General features: G+C 71.9%; 15 protein-coding genes. 6 read left to right on the top strand and 9 right to left on the bottom strand.

Annotation, left to right across the window (positions count from 1 at the left end; genetic code table 11):
* Position 1: 1 nt before the first annotated feature.
* The 6 genes from G7070_RS01500 to G7070_RS17480 are packed head-to-tail and all read right to left on the bottom strand — an operon-like array spanning position 2 to position 4,167.
* Complete coding sequence (locus G7070_RS01500; RefSeq protein ID WP_431977913.1) at positions 2-901, bottom strand: IclR family transcriptional regulator; 900 nt, start codon at positions 899-901, stop codon at positions 2-4.
* Positions 891-1,700 (bottom strand): ABC transporter permease, encoded by an 810-nt coding sequence (locus G7070_RS01495; protein ID WP_206079887.1) that lies wholly within the window; start codon positions 1,698-1,700, stop codon positions 891-893. The genes G7070_RS01500 and G7070_RS01495 overlap by 11 nt, the downstream gene beginning before the upstream one ends.
* A 56-nt stretch (positions 1,701-1,756) precedes the next feature.
* On the bottom strand, positions 1,757-2,569 hold the full coding sequence (locus G7070_RS01490) for an ABC transporter ATP-binding protein (protein WP_166231408.1): 813 nt from the start codon (positions 2,567-2,569) through the stop codon (positions 1,757-1,759).
* A 25-nt stretch (positions 2,570-2,594) separates the two neighbouring features.
* Entirely contained in the window at positions 2,595-3,731 is a 1,137-nt protein-coding gene (locus G7070_RS01485) for an ABC transporter substrate-binding protein (protein WP_166231405.1), read from the bottom strand.
* Complete coding sequence (locus G7070_RS17485) at positions 3,728-3,907, bottom strand: hypothetical protein (RefSeq protein ID WP_206079886.1); 180 nt, start codon at positions 3,905-3,907, stop codon at positions 3,728-3,730. The genes G7070_RS01485 and G7070_RS17485 overlap by 4 nt, the downstream gene beginning before the upstream one ends.
* 5 nt (positions 3,908-3,912) lie before the next feature.
* Positions 3,913-4,167 (bottom strand): hypothetical protein, encoded by a 255-nt coding sequence (locus G7070_RS17480; RefSeq protein ID WP_206079885.1) that lies wholly within the window; start codon positions 4,165-4,167, stop codon positions 3,913-3,915.
* A gap of 315 nt (positions 4,168-4,482) precedes the next feature.
* Here G7070_RS17480 and G7070_RS01475 point away from each other — a divergent pair, with 315 nt between their 5' ends.
* From G7070_RS01475 to G7070_RS01460, 6 genes are all read left to right on the top strand, one after another.
* Positions 4,483-5,793: a PrsW family intramembrane metalloprotease gene (locus G7070_RS01475; protein ID WP_431977912.1), complete on the top strand. Its 1,311-nt coding sequence runs from the start codon at positions 4,483-4,485 to the stop codon at positions 5,791-5,793.
* Between the two features lie 6 nt (positions 5,794-5,799).
* Positions 5,800-6,429, top strand: a complete 630-nt coding sequence (locus G7070_RS17475; protein ID WP_206079884.1) for a GTPase — start codon at positions 5,800-5,802, stop codon at positions 6,427-6,429.
* Positions 6,426-7,649: a hypothetical protein gene (locus tag G7070_RS01470; RefSeq protein ID WP_206079883.1), complete on the top strand. Its 1,224-nt coding sequence runs from the start codon at positions 6,426-6,428 to the stop codon at positions 7,647-7,649. Before G7070_RS17475 ends, G7070_RS01470 begins: the two co-directional genes overlap by 4 nt.
* On the top strand, positions 7,636-8,067 hold the full coding sequence (locus G7070_RS18190) for a GTPase (protein ID WP_246227213.1): 432 nt from the start codon (positions 7,636-7,638) through the stop codon (positions 8,065-8,067). The genes G7070_RS01470 and G7070_RS18190 overlap by 14 nt, the downstream gene beginning before the upstream one ends.
* Positions 8,001-9,242 (top strand): P-loop NTPase family protein, encoded by a 1,242-nt coding sequence (locus G7070_RS01465; RefSeq protein ID WP_246227212.1) that lies wholly within the window; start codon positions 8,001-8,003, stop codon positions 9,240-9,242. Before G7070_RS18190 ends, G7070_RS01465 begins: the two co-directional genes overlap by 67 nt.
* 200 nt (positions 9,243-9,442) lie before the next feature.
* Positions 9,443-9,943: a single-stranded DNA-binding protein gene (locus G7070_RS01460; RefSeq protein ID WP_166231400.1), complete on the top strand. Its 501-nt coding sequence runs from the start codon at positions 9,443-9,445 to the stop codon at positions 9,941-9,943.
* 165 nt (positions 9,944-10,108) lie between these two features.
* On the opposite strand, the gene ettA is transcribed toward G7070_RS01460, so the two are convergent.
* From ettA to G7070_RS01445, 3 genes are all read right to left on the bottom strand, one after another.
* On the bottom strand, positions 10,109-11,791 hold the full coding sequence (gene ettA / locus G7070_RS01455) for an energy-dependent translational throttle protein EttA (protein ID WP_166231397.1): 1,683 nt from the start codon (positions 11,789-11,791) through the stop codon (positions 10,109-10,111).
* An 88-nt stretch (positions 11,792-11,879) separates the two neighbouring features.
* A complete protein-coding gene (locus G7070_RS01450; protein ID WP_246227211.1) occupies positions 11,880-12,443 on the bottom strand; it encodes an NUDIX hydrolase in 564 nt (187 codons plus the stop codon).
* 157 nt (positions 12,444-12,600) lie between these two features.
* The gene (locus tag G7070_RS01445; RefSeq protein ID WP_166231393.1) at positions 12,601-13,098 is read right to left on the bottom strand and encodes an OB-fold protein; all 498 of its coding nucleotides are present in this window, start codon (positions 13,096-13,098) and stop codon (positions 12,601-12,603) included.
* Positions 13,099-13,146 lie beyond the last annotated feature (48 nt).

Raw genomic sequence — 13,146 nt, 5'->3', positions numbered from 1 at the left:
CTCAGGATGCTCCGGGGGAGTCGTGGCCGAACAGGTCGCCGAGGTAGCCCAGCGCCTGCGAGATCTGGTGGGCCGCCTCGTGGACCAGCGGTCCGAGCTCGGCGGTGTGCGCGGCGGTGAACCGGCTGACGGGGCCGCACAGCGAGATGGAGCCGAAGACGGCCCCGTCCACGGTGCGCAGGGGCGCCGCGACGCTGCCCGCGTCCGCCTGCCGCTCGCCCAGCGACTCGGCCCAGCCCCGCTCGCGGATGATCTCCAGGTCGCGGCGCAGGGCCGCGGCGTCCACCAGGGTGCTCGGGGTGAGCGCCGTCAGGTCCCCGGACAGGCAGGCGTCGGCCTCGTGCGGAGGCAGGGCGGCCAGGATGGCCTTCGACGAGGAGCCGGCGTGCAGCGGGTAGGGGACGCCGAGGGTGACCGACATCCGCACCTCCTGCGGGGACAGCACCTGCCGGATGTAGGTGCGCTCGCAGTGCCGGCGCACCGACAGCGTCGCCGTCTCGCGCGTGGTGCCGACGAGGCGCTGCAGGAACGGCAGCGCGATCCCGGGGACGTCGCGGCTGCGGAGCGTGGCCATCCCGAGTTGGAGCGCGCGGTGGCCGAGCGTGTACTGCCGGTCGGACGGGTCGAAGTCGAGGTAGCCGCTGGCGGTGAGCTCCTTCAGGATGCGGTGCACCACGGTCTTGGGCAGCCCCACGGTCCGCGCGACCGCGGAGACGCCCTGGGCGTTCGGCGCGTTGTCGGCCATGTGGTCCAGCACCAGGAGCGCTCGGCCGAGCCCACTGGTGGGGAGGGCGCGCGTGGTGCTCGCCGGGGCGTCCGGGCCCGGTCGGGGGTCTCGGCGCCCGGGGTGGGCGCGGTGTCGGGGTGGGTCGTCGGGTCGAGGGTCACCGTCATGCTCCAATCACCTGTTCCTGGGGGCCCCAGAATGCCAACTTCCGGCGCACGAACGAGAGCAGGGCGTGGGCGATGATCCCCATGGCGGACAGGACGATGAGGACGGCGAACATGCCGGCGATGTCGAAGTTGTAGTTGGTCTGCAGCAGCAGGTAGCCCAGGCCCTCCTGGGCGCCGATGAACTCGCCGACGACCGCGCCGAGGATCGCGAAGACGATGCCGATGTCGAGGCCGGCCATGAAGAACGGCATCGCGTTGGGGACGCGCACCATCCGGAAGATCTGGCCGCGCTTGGCGCCGAACGAGCGCAGCATCTCCACCTGGGCGGGGTCGGCCGACCGGAGGCCCTCGATGACGTTGACGAGCATCGGGAAGAAGGAGATCACGGCCGCCATCACGATCTTCGACGTCATGCCGAACCCGAACCAGACGACGAACAGCGGGGCCAGCGCCACCTTGGGGATGGTCTGGAAGGCGACCACGAAGGGCATGATCGTCTTCTCCAGCAGCCGCAGCTGCGAGATGGCCGTGCCGAGCACCAGCGCGACGGCCACGCCGATCAGGAAGCCGATCAGGGTCTCCTGCGTCGTGACGGCCAGGTGCCGCCAGAAGATCGGCTGCTGCAGCTGCATGATCAGCGCCTCGAGGATCGCGCTGGGCGGCGGCAGGATGAAGGCGGGGACGCCGAACACCCGGACGATCAGCTCCCACAGGCCCGTCGCGACGATGAAGGTCAGCGGGATGAGGGCGAGCTCGGGCCGCGTCGAGAGCGCGGTGGCGCGTCGTCGCGGGGTGTCGAGGACCATGGGGTCTCCTTTCGGGGAGTCGGTCGGCTGGAGTCGGGTGCGGGGCATGGCACGCCTCAGTCGATGACGCTGGCGTTGAAGTGGCCGCGGATCCGTTCGACGAAGACGCCCGCCTCGTTGGTGGCCATCATCGACAGCGAGCGGGGGCGCGGCAGGTCGATGTCGATGATCTCGGCGATCTTCCCCGGGCGCGGCGTCATCACCACGACGCGGTCCGACAGCAGGACGGCCTCGGGGATCGAGTGGGTGACGAGCACGATGGTCGAGCCCGACTCGGCCCAGATCCGCAGCAGTTCCATGTTCATGTACTCGCGGGTCATGGCGTCCAGGGCGCCGAAGGGCTCGTCCATGAGGATGACGCTGGGCTCATGCACCAGCGCCCGGCAGATGCCGGCACGCTGCTGCATCCCACCGCTGAGTTCGTGCGGGTACTTGTCCTCGAACCCGTCCAGCCCCACGAGCTGCAGCAGGTCGCGGGCGCGTTGCTCGTAGTGGCGCCGCTCGCGGCCCTGGATCTCGATGGGCACCATGACGTTGCCGAAGATGGTGCGCCACGGCAGCAGCGTCGCCGACTGGAACACCATGCCCACCTGGGGCAGCGGGCCGCGCAGTTCCTGGCCGGCGATGACCGCGGTCCCCGAGGACCGCGGGATCAGACCGGCCAGGATCTTGAGCAGCGTGGTCTTGCCGCACCCCGACGGACCCACGATGGACACGAACTCGCCGTAGCGGACGTCGAGCGAGATGTCGCTGAGCGCCTGCGTCTCGTCCCCGGTGCGCGTGCGGTAGACCTTGTCGAGGTCCTGCACGGCGATGCACGGGCCGGCGTCGGACGCCGCGGCGCCCGCTCCGGTCGGCTGTTCGGTCATCGTGGGTCCTTTGCGGTGAGCGGGATCAGGGCTTGTAGGCGTCGGCCTGGGCGAGGACGGCCTTGCGGTCGAAGTCGTTGGCGCCCTTGAGCAGCGAGGGGTACCAGATCTTCGCCAGGTCGACCTTGCCGGGGATCTGGCCGGCGTCGATCGCGTACTGCTGCGTCACGTCCCAGTCACCGGAGGGGATGTCGCCCCACTGGTAGGTCAGCAGCTCGGACTCGGGCGGGGTGGCGTCCGCGAGCCAGGCCTTGAGGCTGGCGAGGTCGGCGTCGAACCGGCTGGCCTTGTCCTTGCCGCCCAGGATCTGCGGGAACACCTTGTAGCCCATCTCCAGCGCCTTGTCCGGGTGCTTGGCCGAGAAGGTCATGCCCTTGTAGGTCGCGCGCAGGAAGCGCTCGAAGACGCTGGGATCCGCGTCGAGCTGACCGGCGTTCGCCGTGAAGCTGAGGGAGCGGATGCCGTCGAAGTCGGCCGGGTTCTTCAGGTAGGAGAGCTCGATGCCGCTGGACTCCAGGGTGCTGTAGGCCTGGTTGAACAGCGCGAGGGCGTCCACGGCGCCGCTGGTGAGCGCGGTGGCGGCCTGCGAGCCGAGGCCGACCGGCAGGAGCTGCACCTGGTTGGGGTCCACGCCGCCGGCCTGCAGGAAGGCGCGCGCGAACGGCGCGCTGCCCGAGGCCAGGGAGATCACGCCGATCTTCTTGCCGGCCAGGCCCTTGGCATCGGTGATGGGGGAGCCCTCGGGGACGGCGATGCTCCACGGCCAGGTGGTGACGAGCCCGCCGATCACCTTGACCGGGGCGCCCTTGGCCACGCCGGAGAGTCCGGCGCCGAGATCGGAGGGGGTGACCGAGCCGGAGCCGGCGCCGACGGCCTGCACGGCGGCGACCGAGCCGTCGGCGTTGATCGCCTTCACCGTGAGGTTCTCTTCCTTGTAGTAGCCCATCTCGACGGCGACCGCGTAGGCGGCGACCTCCTCTTTGGGCAGGAAGACCGCGCTGGGCGCGACCCAGGTGACCTCCGCCGCCTTGGGCGGCGCGGCCGTGGTGGCGCCCGGGGCCGTGGTCGGCGCGGGGGCGGGGGCGGCCGGGCCGGCGGTGCAGGCGGCGAGCGAGAGTGTGAGGGCCAGCGCGGCCGCGGCCGCCGAGGCGAGTCGTTTCATGATGGGTCCTTCCGATCACCCGGGTGCCGAGGGGTGGCGGGCACGATGCCCAGCGCGGCGAGGTCGTTCCAGACGAGCTGATGCGTGATCAGGCCGTCGTTGATGCGGAACACGTCGATGAACCGGATGTCCTCGAACGCGTTCCCGGCGAGGTCCTCTCCGTAGAGAGTCCCCATGCAGGTCACCACCTGTTCTGCCCCCGGGTGGCGACGACGAAGTCCTGCCTGACCTTCCGGACGAACCGGTAGCGGCCGCGCGCGCCGTCGGCCAGGTCGTGGACCGAGCCGTAGCGGACGCCGCCGGGGAACTCCAGCACCGCCCCGGGGGCGTAGTACCGGACCGCCCCGTCGAGCTCCCGGTCCTCGGTCAGTTGCAGGACCCGATCGGCCAGCGCGATGGCCGGGTCGTCGTGGTCCGGTGTTGTGGCTGCAGCCATCGGGGATCTCCTTTGTTCCGCCCATAGGAACTGCGTTCCGCCAGGGTAAACACGGCGCGTCGGGCGGGTCAAGACCCCCGCCAGGGGTGGACGCCGTTGGACCCGCGGCGCACGGTCCGGGTGAGCAGGAGGCGCGCCGGGCGCTGAACCGGCGCCCACGGACGGCCCGGACGCCCCGGTTGGCGGCGCCGCTACCCTTGGGCCCATGACGTCGGACACGCTCGAGGTGCGCGCGCTGCGCGCCAACGGCCTTCCGGTGGACGCCGCCGAGGCGCCGCGGCACTGGGCCGTGCGGCTGCTGCGCAACCCCTGGTTGTGGCTGATCCTCGGCGCCACGCTGGTCTACGCGGGCTGCCTGTACTGGATGTACCACATCTCGGTTCAGCCCACCCCGACCGAGGGCGGCGGCGAGGTCCCGGGGCTCAACCTGAGCGCGATCAAGCGATCGGCGACGCTCGCGGTGCCGACGCTGGCCGTGTGGGTGGTGCTGTTCGTGGCGCTGGACCGCTTCCGCCCGATGCGGCTCGGCCTGTGGTACCTCGCGCTGGGCTGGGGGGCGGCGGTGTCGACCGCGGCGTCCATGTTCCTGAACACGTGGGCCGGCCAGCAGATGGCGATCGTCGGCCCCAACGACCCCGCCACCGGCGCGCGTGCGGCGGTGTTCGTGGCCCCTTCGTGGAGGAGGCCACCAAGGCGACCGTCCTGTTCGCCATCGCCATCGCGCTGCGGTACCGGGTGGTGTCCAAGCTGCAGGCCGTCACGCTCGCCGGGCTGTCCGCCGCGGGCTTCGCGTTCACCGAGAACATCCTCTACTACAGCCGCGCGATCGTGTACTCCTCGGTCACCATCGGCACGGGCAACCCCGAGGACGCCCTCCACCAGATCGTCTTCCTGCGCGGCGTCAAGACCGCGTTCGGGCATCCCCTGTTCACCACCCTGCTCGCCCTGGGGTTCATCATCGGCCTGCGCGCGCAGAGCAAGATCGTCCGCATCCTGGCCCCGCTGGGTGGCTACCTGGCCGCGTCCCTGGGCCACATGATGTTCAACTTCTTCGCCAGCGTCGGCATGGACGACACGCTGATGGCGATCATCGGCTGGGTCATCGCGCTCAGCATCGCGATCCACCTCGTCAGGACCGTGCTGGCGCAGGGGAGACTCCTGCGCGACCGCCTGGACGACTACGTCTCGATGGGGTGGCTCCCGGCGTCCGTCGTGCCGCTGTTCGCCCGCCAGCGGACGCGCTGGGCCAGCTTCTTCATCTCGATCACCTACGGGTGGCGCGCCATGGTGGCGACCCTGCGGATCCAGCGCACGATGAGCGAGCTCGCCTACCTCCGCGACGCCCAGCTGCTGGGCACGGTCGACGACGGGGGCGACGTGCGCGCCCGCGCCCTGCTGGATCGGGCGCGCGACCTGGCCCCGATCGCGATCACCGACCCGGCGACGCAGAAGGTGCAACTGCCCAAGCTGCCGGCGTGGTTCCGCCGCCGCAAGCGGCGGGCCGAGGCCGTCGGCCCCTGGGGCCCGCCGGGATCGGGGCAAATCCCCGCGTCGTTCCTGCCCGGACAGGTAGGCTCCCCGGGGTATTCACCGGTTGACCCCCGCTGGGGGCCACCGAGAGGGTAGGAGTCCATGAGCACTGCCGCGCTGACCGAGGCCCTGACGCGACTCCGGGCGGCGCTGGCCGCCGTGCGGCTCCCGTTGGCGCTCCCCGCCTCCCAGGCCGCGACCGACCGGGCGCGCGCCATGGTCACCCAACTCGACGACTACGTCCTTCCCCGGCTGGCGACGCTCGACGCCCCACTGCTGGCCGTCATCGGGGGATCCACCGGCGCGGGCAAGTCGACGCTGGTGAACTCGCTGATCGGACGGGTGGTGTCCCGACCCGGCGTCATCCGGCCCACGACGCGCAGCCCCGTCCTGGTGCACCACCCCGACGACCTGGAGTACTTCGAGTCCGACCGGATCCTGCCGGGGCTGGCCCGCAGCCGCGACCAAGCCAACGACACCGGCACCCTGCAACTCGTGCCCGACTCCTCCCTGCCGCGCGGGCTGGCGCTGCTGGACGCCCCCGACGTGGACTCGGTCGTCCAGGAGAACCGCGCCCTGGCCGCGCAGTTGCTCGCCGCGGCCGACCTGTGGCTGTTCGTCACGTCGGCGGCCCGCTACGCCGACGCCGTGCCGTGGGACTACCTCCGCTCCGCGGCGGAGCGCTCCGCCGCCGTCGCGGTCGTGCTCGACCGCGTGCCCCCGCGGCCATGATCGAGGTGCCGCCGCACCTGGGGTCGCTGATGGTGGAGCGGGGTCTGGGTCGCTCGCCGCTGTTCGCGGTCCCCGAGACGGCCGTGGACGAGCGCGGGCTGCTGCCCGACTCCGCCGTCGCGCCGATCCGCACGTGGCTGGCCACCCTGGCCGCCGACCAGGCCAGCCGGCAGGCGGTCGTCCTGCAGACCCTGGACGGGGCGATCGGCTCGTTGGTGCGCACCGCCCCCGGCGTTGCGGACGCCGTGGACGCCGAGGTCGCCTCCCTGGAGCAGCTCCGCGGCGACGCGGACCGCTCCTTCAACGAAGCCGTCCGGACCGTGGCCGTCCAGACCGCCGACGGTTCGCTGCTGCGCGGGGAGGTGCTGTCCCGCTGGCAGGACTTCGTCGGCACCGGCGAGTTCATGCGGGCCGTGGAGCAGAAGATCGGCTGGCTGCGCGACCGGATGATGGCGACGCTGCGCGGCGAGCCCCGCCAGGTCAACGAGGTGAAGATGGCCGTCGAGTCCGGGCTGGAGGCGTTCGTCCGCGAGGAGGGGGACGCCGCCGCCGAGCGCGCGGAGGCGTCCTGGGCGGCGCATCCGGCCGGCCGGGCGATCCTCGCGGGCACCCGGGAGGACCTCAGCCGCACCTCGCCCGACTTCCCGGCCCACGTCGCGGAGTCGATCCGCGACTGGCAGGGCGACGTGCTCGGCCTGGTCAGCGAGGTGGGCGCGTCGAAGCGGTCCACGGCGCGGTACCTCGCCCTCGGCGTCAACGGCGTCGGCGTCGCGCTGATGATCCTCGTCTTCAGCCAGACCGGCGGCATCACCGGCGCCGAGGTCGGCGTGGCCGGCGGCACGGCCGTGCTGGCGCAGCGGCTGCTGGAGGCCGTGTTCGGCGAGGACACCGTGCGCCGCCTCACCAAGCAGGCCAAGGAGCAGTTGGACGCCCGCATCGAGGGCCTCCTGGCCGGTGAACTGTCCCGCTACGACCGGGCGCTGGCGGCCACGGGGGTCGACCCCGAGCAGGCCGCCGCGATCCGGGCGGCCGTCGCCGACGTGACGGCGCAGGCGCAGGGCGACCCCGCCCTCGCCGGTGCGACCACACCGGACGCGCTCACCCCCGGCGCGACCCGCGCGCTGCCGCCGCCGGAGGCGCCTCCGGTGACCGGCGCGGTGCTGGACCCGGTGGAGCACGCCGAGGGCGTCCAGGTCGAGGTGCCCCGTGAAGGCCGGTAAGCCGCCCGCGCCCGGGCTGGCCGCGCGCCTCACCGCGCTGGACCGCGCCGTCGAGCTGAGCCGGGGCCGCGTCCCCGAGGAGGTGCTGGCCCCCGCTGACGCCCTGATCGACCGGGCCGGTAGGCGGCTCGCGATCGCCGGCGACCACACGGTCATCGCGCTGGCCGGCGCGACGGGCTCGGGCAAGTCGAGCCTGTTCAACGCGCTGTCGGGCACGCAGTTCGCCAAGCCCGGAGTCACCCGCCCCACCACCAGCGAGGCCATGGCCGTGGCCTGGGGGCGGAACTGCCCAGCCCGCTGTTGGACTGGCTCGAGGTCGGGCGCCGCCACCTCATCACGTCCCAGCCCGGCGTGCCGGACGGACTGGTGCTCCTCGACCTGCCCGACCACGACTCCACCGAGACCTCGCACCGCGTGACCGTCGACCGGCTCGTGAAGCTCGTCGACATGCTGGTGTGGGTCGTCGACCCGCAGAAGTACGCCGACGGTGCCCTGCACGACGGCTACCTCAAGCCCCTGGCCGGGCACGCGTCGGTGATGGCCGTGGCGCTCAACCAGGCGGACCGCCTGGGCCCCGAGCAGCGCCGCGCCGCGCTGGCCGACCTGCGCCGCCTGCTCGACTCCGAGGGGCTGGCCGACTCGCCGCTGGTGGCGGTGTCGGCGCTCACGGGCGAGGGGATGGACGAGCTTCGCGAACTGGTCGACCGGGCGGCCCGCGACAAGGCGATCACCGCGCGCCGCTTCGCCGCCGACGTTACCCGCGACGCCACCGGCCTGTCCGCGGCGCTCGGGACCGGCGCGGTGCCCCAGCTCAGCCGCGGCGAGATCGACCGGCTGTACGCCTCGGTGGCGGACGCCGCGGGCGTGCCGCTGGTGACCGAGGGCGTCCTCAAGGCGTGGCGGCATCGGGGCACGCTGGCGACCGGCTGGCCGCTCGTCACGTGGCTGCGGCGCTTCAAACCCGACCCCCTGCGCGCGCTGCGGATGGACCGCCGCAAGGAACTCGCCCCGACCGAGGTGAGCCGCACCTCCCTGCCGCAGGCCAACACCGTGCAGCGGGCCCGGCTCGACGGGGCGCTGCGGCACCTCATGGACACCGCCACCGCGGGCATCCCGCGCGGCTGGGCCGAGCGCGTCCGGGCGGCCGCGCGGGGCGACCAGCGCGTCCTGGCCGATCGGCTCGACCGCGCGGTCGCGGCGACGGACCTGCGCATGGACGCCGGCCGCGGCTGGTGGGTCCTGGTCACGATCCTGCAGTGGCTGGGGATCGTCGCGATGGTGGTGGGCGGGGTCTGGCTGCTGCTGCCCCTGATCCTCGGGCTGCTGCAGGTGCCGATGGAGGTGCCCCAGGTGACGTGGCAGGGCTGGCCCGTGCCGACCCTGCTGCTGCTCGGCGGCGCCGGCCTGGGCATCGTGCTGGGCCTGCTGAGCCGCGTGTTCGTGGAGGCGGGCGCCCGCGTCAAGCAGCGCCAGGCCCGCCAGGCGCTCACGGCGTCCGTCGGCACGGTGGTGGACGCCGAGGTGCTGGCCCCGGTGCGCGCCGAACTCGAGCGGCTCGCCGAGGCGCGGACCGCCGTGCAGCGCGCCGTCTGACGCCCCACCGTCGCCCGCGGCGAGGGGGCCCCGACCGCCACGCGGCTGTGGTGTCCCGTTCGGCCTGCCACGTCGGCGGCCTCCCGGTGACCACCTCGTGCGGCGGCGCGCTGGGGTTGTCCACAGGTCTCCGCGACGCTGACGCGGCGGGCTCGCTCCTGCCTAACCTGCGGGCACCCAGCGAGCAGAGAGGCGCGGAGATGGAAGCGGAGATCGTGATCAACGGCAACGTCGGTGGCGAGGTCGACTGGCGCGACCACGAGGAGTACGTGGGGCGGGCGACGTTCACGCTCGCGTGCACCCCGGCAGTGCAGCGCAACGGGGCGTGGGTGGAGTTGCCCACCGCCTGGTACCGGGTGACGTGTTGGCGGCGTCTGGCCGCCAACGTCCGCGACAGCGTCCGCAAGGGCGACGCGGTGATCGTGGCGGGTCGGCTGCGGCTGGATCGGTGGACCGACGAGTCCGGCGTCCAGCGGGAGGCCTACACCATCGAGGCGGGGTGGGTCGCCCACGACCTGCGCCGGGGAGCCAGCACGTTCCGGCGGGCGTCCGCGCGGCCCGAGGCGAGCGATCCCTGGGAGTCGGACGCCGAGGCCGAGCGCATCACCTCGCTCGAGCGGCACGAGGCGGCCGCGCAGGCGCAGGAGCGCGAGTCGGACGCCGACGCGGAGGTGTCCGAGACGGAGGCCGTGCCCGCCTAGGTGTCGACCGTCGAGGCGGGTGTTCGAGGCCCGTGGCCGCGCCGACGGCACCAGCGCTACCGACGCACCCACTTCGGCGCGGTGGAGGTGCCGCCATGACGACGGATGGCCCGCCGCGAGGGCGGGCCATCCGTGGTCCAGCGGTACCGGGGTGTCCGGCGGGGGTCAGTCGCGCGTGAGGCGGCGGTGCTTGCTCGCGTGCGGGCGGGCCGCCTCGGCGCCCAGACGGGCGACCTTGTTCTGCTCGTAGTCGGCGAAGTTGCCCTCGAACCAGAACCAGTTGGCCTCGTTCTCGTCGGTGCCCTCCCACGCGAGGATGTGGGTCGCGACGCGATCCAGGAACCACCGATCGTGGGAGATGACCACGGCGCAGCCGGGGAACTCCAGCAGGGCGTCTTCGAGGCTCTGCAGGGTCTCGACGTCGAGGTCGTTGGTGGGCTCATCGAGCAGCAGCACGTTGCCGCCCTGCTTGAGCGTCAGCGCCAGGTTGAGGCGGTTGCGCTCGCCACCGGACAGCACGCCGGCCAGCTTCTGCTGGTCGGGGCCCTTGAAGCCGAAGGAGGCCACGTAGGCGCGGCTGGGCATCTCGAAGTTGGCGACCTTGATGAAGTCCAGACCGTCGGACACGACCTCCCAGACGTTCTTCTTGGGGTCGATGCCGGAGCGGTTCTGGTCGACGTAGCTGAACGAGACGGTCTTGCCGACGTTGAGCTCGCCGCCGTCGGGCTGCTCGGAGCCGGTGACCATCTTGAACAGCGTGGTCTTGCCGACGCCGTTGGGGCCGATGATGCCGACGATGCCGGCGCGCGGCAGCGAGAAGCTCAGGTCGTTGATCAGGACGCGGTCGCCGAAGCCCTTGACCAGGTGCTTGGCCTCCAGCACATCCGAGCCCAGACGCGGGCCGGCCGGGATGTTGATCTCGGCCAGGTCGAGCGTGCGGTTGCGCTCGGCCTCGGCCGCCAACTCTTCGTAGCGGGCCAGTCGGGCGCGGTTCTTGGCCTGGCGGGCCTTCGGGTTGGCGCGCACCCACTCCAGCTCGCGCTCCAGGATCTTGGCGCGCTTGGCGTCCTTCTTGCCCTCGACCTGCAGCCGGGAGCGCTTGGTCTCCAGGTAGGTGGAGTAGTTGCCCTCGTAGGGGTGCAGCTTGGCGCGGTCGATCTCGCAGATCCACTGCGCCACGTTGTCGAGGAAGTACCGGTCGTGCGTGACGGCCAGAACGGCGCCGGCGTAGTTCTTGAGGTGGCCCTCGAGCCAGCTCACGCTCTCGGCGTCCAGGTGGTTGGTCGGCTCGTCGAGCAGCAGCAGGTCGGGCGCCTCGAGCAGCAGCTTGCACAGCGCGACGCGGCGGCGCTCGCCGCCCGAGAGAATGTTGACCGGGGTGTCGCCGGGCGGGCACTGCAGCGCGTCCATCGCCTGCTCGAGCTGGCTCTCCAGGTCCCACGCATTGCGGTGGTCCAGCTCGGTCTGCAGCGTGCCCATCTCCTCCATCAGGGCGTCGAAGTCGGCGTCCGGCTCGGCCATCTCCATGCCGATCGCGTTGAAGCGGTCGAGCATGCCCTTGGTCTCGGCGACGGCCTCCTCGATGTTCTCGATGACCGTCTTGTCCTCGGTCAGCGGCGGCTCCTGCTGCAGGATGCCGACGGTCTTGCCCTTGCCGAGCATCGCCTCGCCGTTGTTGGGCTTCTCCAGCCCGGCCATGATCTTGAGCATGGTGGACTTGCCCGCGCCGTTCGGGCCGACGACGCCGATCTTCGCGCCCTCGTAGAAGGACAGCGTGACGTTGTCGAGGATGAGCTTCTCACCCAGCGTCTTGCGCACGTTGTGCATGTTGAACACGAACTCGGGCATGGACCGTCCTTGAAGAGAGGTTGGGAATCGCGCACCAGTATAGGCCGCGCGGGCGGCACGCCGACCACCCGAGCCCGCCGGGGAGGTGTCAGCCGCGCAGCCGGGCGTGCCCCAGGGCGATCAACTCACGGACCTCGTCGAACGTGCCCTCGGGGAGCGCGTCGACCGGCCACCAGGCCACGTCGTTCGACTCGGACGAGCACACCAGCGCCGCACCCGGCCGGGCGCGCGCCGCGAACCGGACGTCCAGGTGGCGGGTCTGGGCGGTGTAGCCGCGGCAGGTGATGGGGTGGACGTCCAGCATCACCGGCCCGACCGGCTCGACGTCGAGGCCGAGTTCCTCCCGCACCTCGCGGCGGGCGGCGTCGGCCAGCGTCGCGTCGTCGGGTTCGATGTGCCCACCCGGCTGGATCCACGCCCCGACGATGCCGTGCAGCACCAGCGCCACCTGGGACAGGTCGTGGCTGAACACCACGGCGGACGCGGTGAGGTGCCCCGGCGCGCACGTGCGCAGCGTGGCGTCGGGGCGGGCGTCCAGGAACGCCAGGTACGCCTGCCGCAGCGACTCCTGCGAGGTGGCGGGTGACCTCCAGCCCGTGAGCACGGCCCGGGCATCATTGGCGGCAGGGGGAGTGTGGATCGTGGCAGACACCGGCGACACGCTACCAATCGCGTGAGCGTGGGACACGGACGACCAACCGATCGAACGGCCCTGCCCCGTGTCCCGCTGAACCGCGGACATCCTTCCTCGCGTTCACCGATCAGGGGGTGTCGTCATCGTCCTCCACTACGCCCGCCGGTCAGCACACCTAGCCGATCGACTCGACCTGGATGGTGTAGCCGAAGGAGTCGTCCACGTCGGAGATGGTGCCGGTGGCGGCGACGGTCTGATCCGCGGTGAAATGCATCACCGTCTCACGGTGCTCGGGTTCGATGTAGAGCCTGATGCGCTTGAACGTGAAGGAGTCGTCCGACCGGGATAGGGAGAAGTACTTGCCCGATGCGTCGACATTGCTGAGCCTGCCCTCGATGCGCACGCGCTTGTTGAGGTAGGTCTCGGATGCCTTGAGAGCGTTGGCCTCGAGCGCATCGAGCAGTTGGTCGGCGGTGACGTTGAGCACCTCAGGCGGCGCGGACTGCTTGACAGCCGTTCCGGCGACGGCCGGCGGGGTCGCGGCGGTGGGTGTCGAGCCTGCCCCGCCGCCTACAGGATTCATCAGGATGAACAGGAGTACGGGAACACCGATGAACCACGTGCGCTTCAACCTGTACCACGGGCGCTTGGGCGCCTGGGAAGGCGGTGCCATGAAGTACTGGGGCTGCTGACCTGGGTAGTGAGGCGGCTGTCCCTGGTG

The organism is Propioniciclava coleopterorum, assembly GCF_011393335.1.
Taxonomy (GTDB): Bacteria; Actinomycetota; Actinomycetes; order Propionibacteriales; family Propionibacteriaceae; genus Propioniciclava; species Propioniciclava coleopterorum.
Note: the sequence above shows the minus strand (reverse complement) of the source record. Positions and strands in the feature narration are given on the sequence as shown.

Coding starts and splice junctions, on each gene's coding strand:
- G7070_RS01490 (WP_166231408.1), bottom strand. CDS start 2,569: ATGACCGAACAGCCGACCGGAGCGGGCGCCGCGGCGTCCGACGCCGGC.
- G7070_RS01445 (WP_166231393.1), bottom strand. CDS start 13,098: ATGGCACCGCCTTCCCAGGCGCCCAAGCGCCCGTGGTACAGGTTGAAG.
- G7070_RS17475 (WP_206079884.1), top strand. CDS start 5,800: ATGAGCACTGCCGCGCTGACCGAGGCCCTGACGCGACTCCGGGCGGCG.
- G7070_RS01470 (WP_206079883.1), top strand. CDS start 6,426: ATGATCGAGGTGCCGCCGCACCTGGGGTCGCTGATGGTGGAGCGGGGT.
- G7070_RS01485 (WP_166231405.1), bottom strand. CDS start 3,731: ATGAAACGACTCGCCTCGGCGGCCGCGGCCGCGCTGGCCCTCACACTC.
- G7070_RS17485 (WP_206079886.1), bottom strand. CDS start 3,907: ATGGGGACTCTCTACGGAGAGGACCTCGCCGGGAACGCGTTCGAGGAC.
- G7070_RS01495 (WP_206079887.1), bottom strand. CDS start 1,700: ATGGTCCTCGACACCCCGCGACGACGCGCCACCGCGCTCTCGACGCGG.
- G7070_RS01460 (WP_166231400.1), top strand. CDS start 9,443: ATGGAAGCGGAGATCGTGATCAACGGCAACGTCGGTGGCGAGGTCGAC.
- G7070_RS17480 (WP_206079885.1), bottom strand. CDS start 4,167: ATGGCTGCAGCCACAACACCGGACCACGACGACCCGGCCATCGCGCTG.
- ettA (WP_166231397.1), bottom strand. CDS start 11,791: ATGCCCGAGTTCGTGTTCAACATGCACAACGTGCGCAAGACGCTGGGT.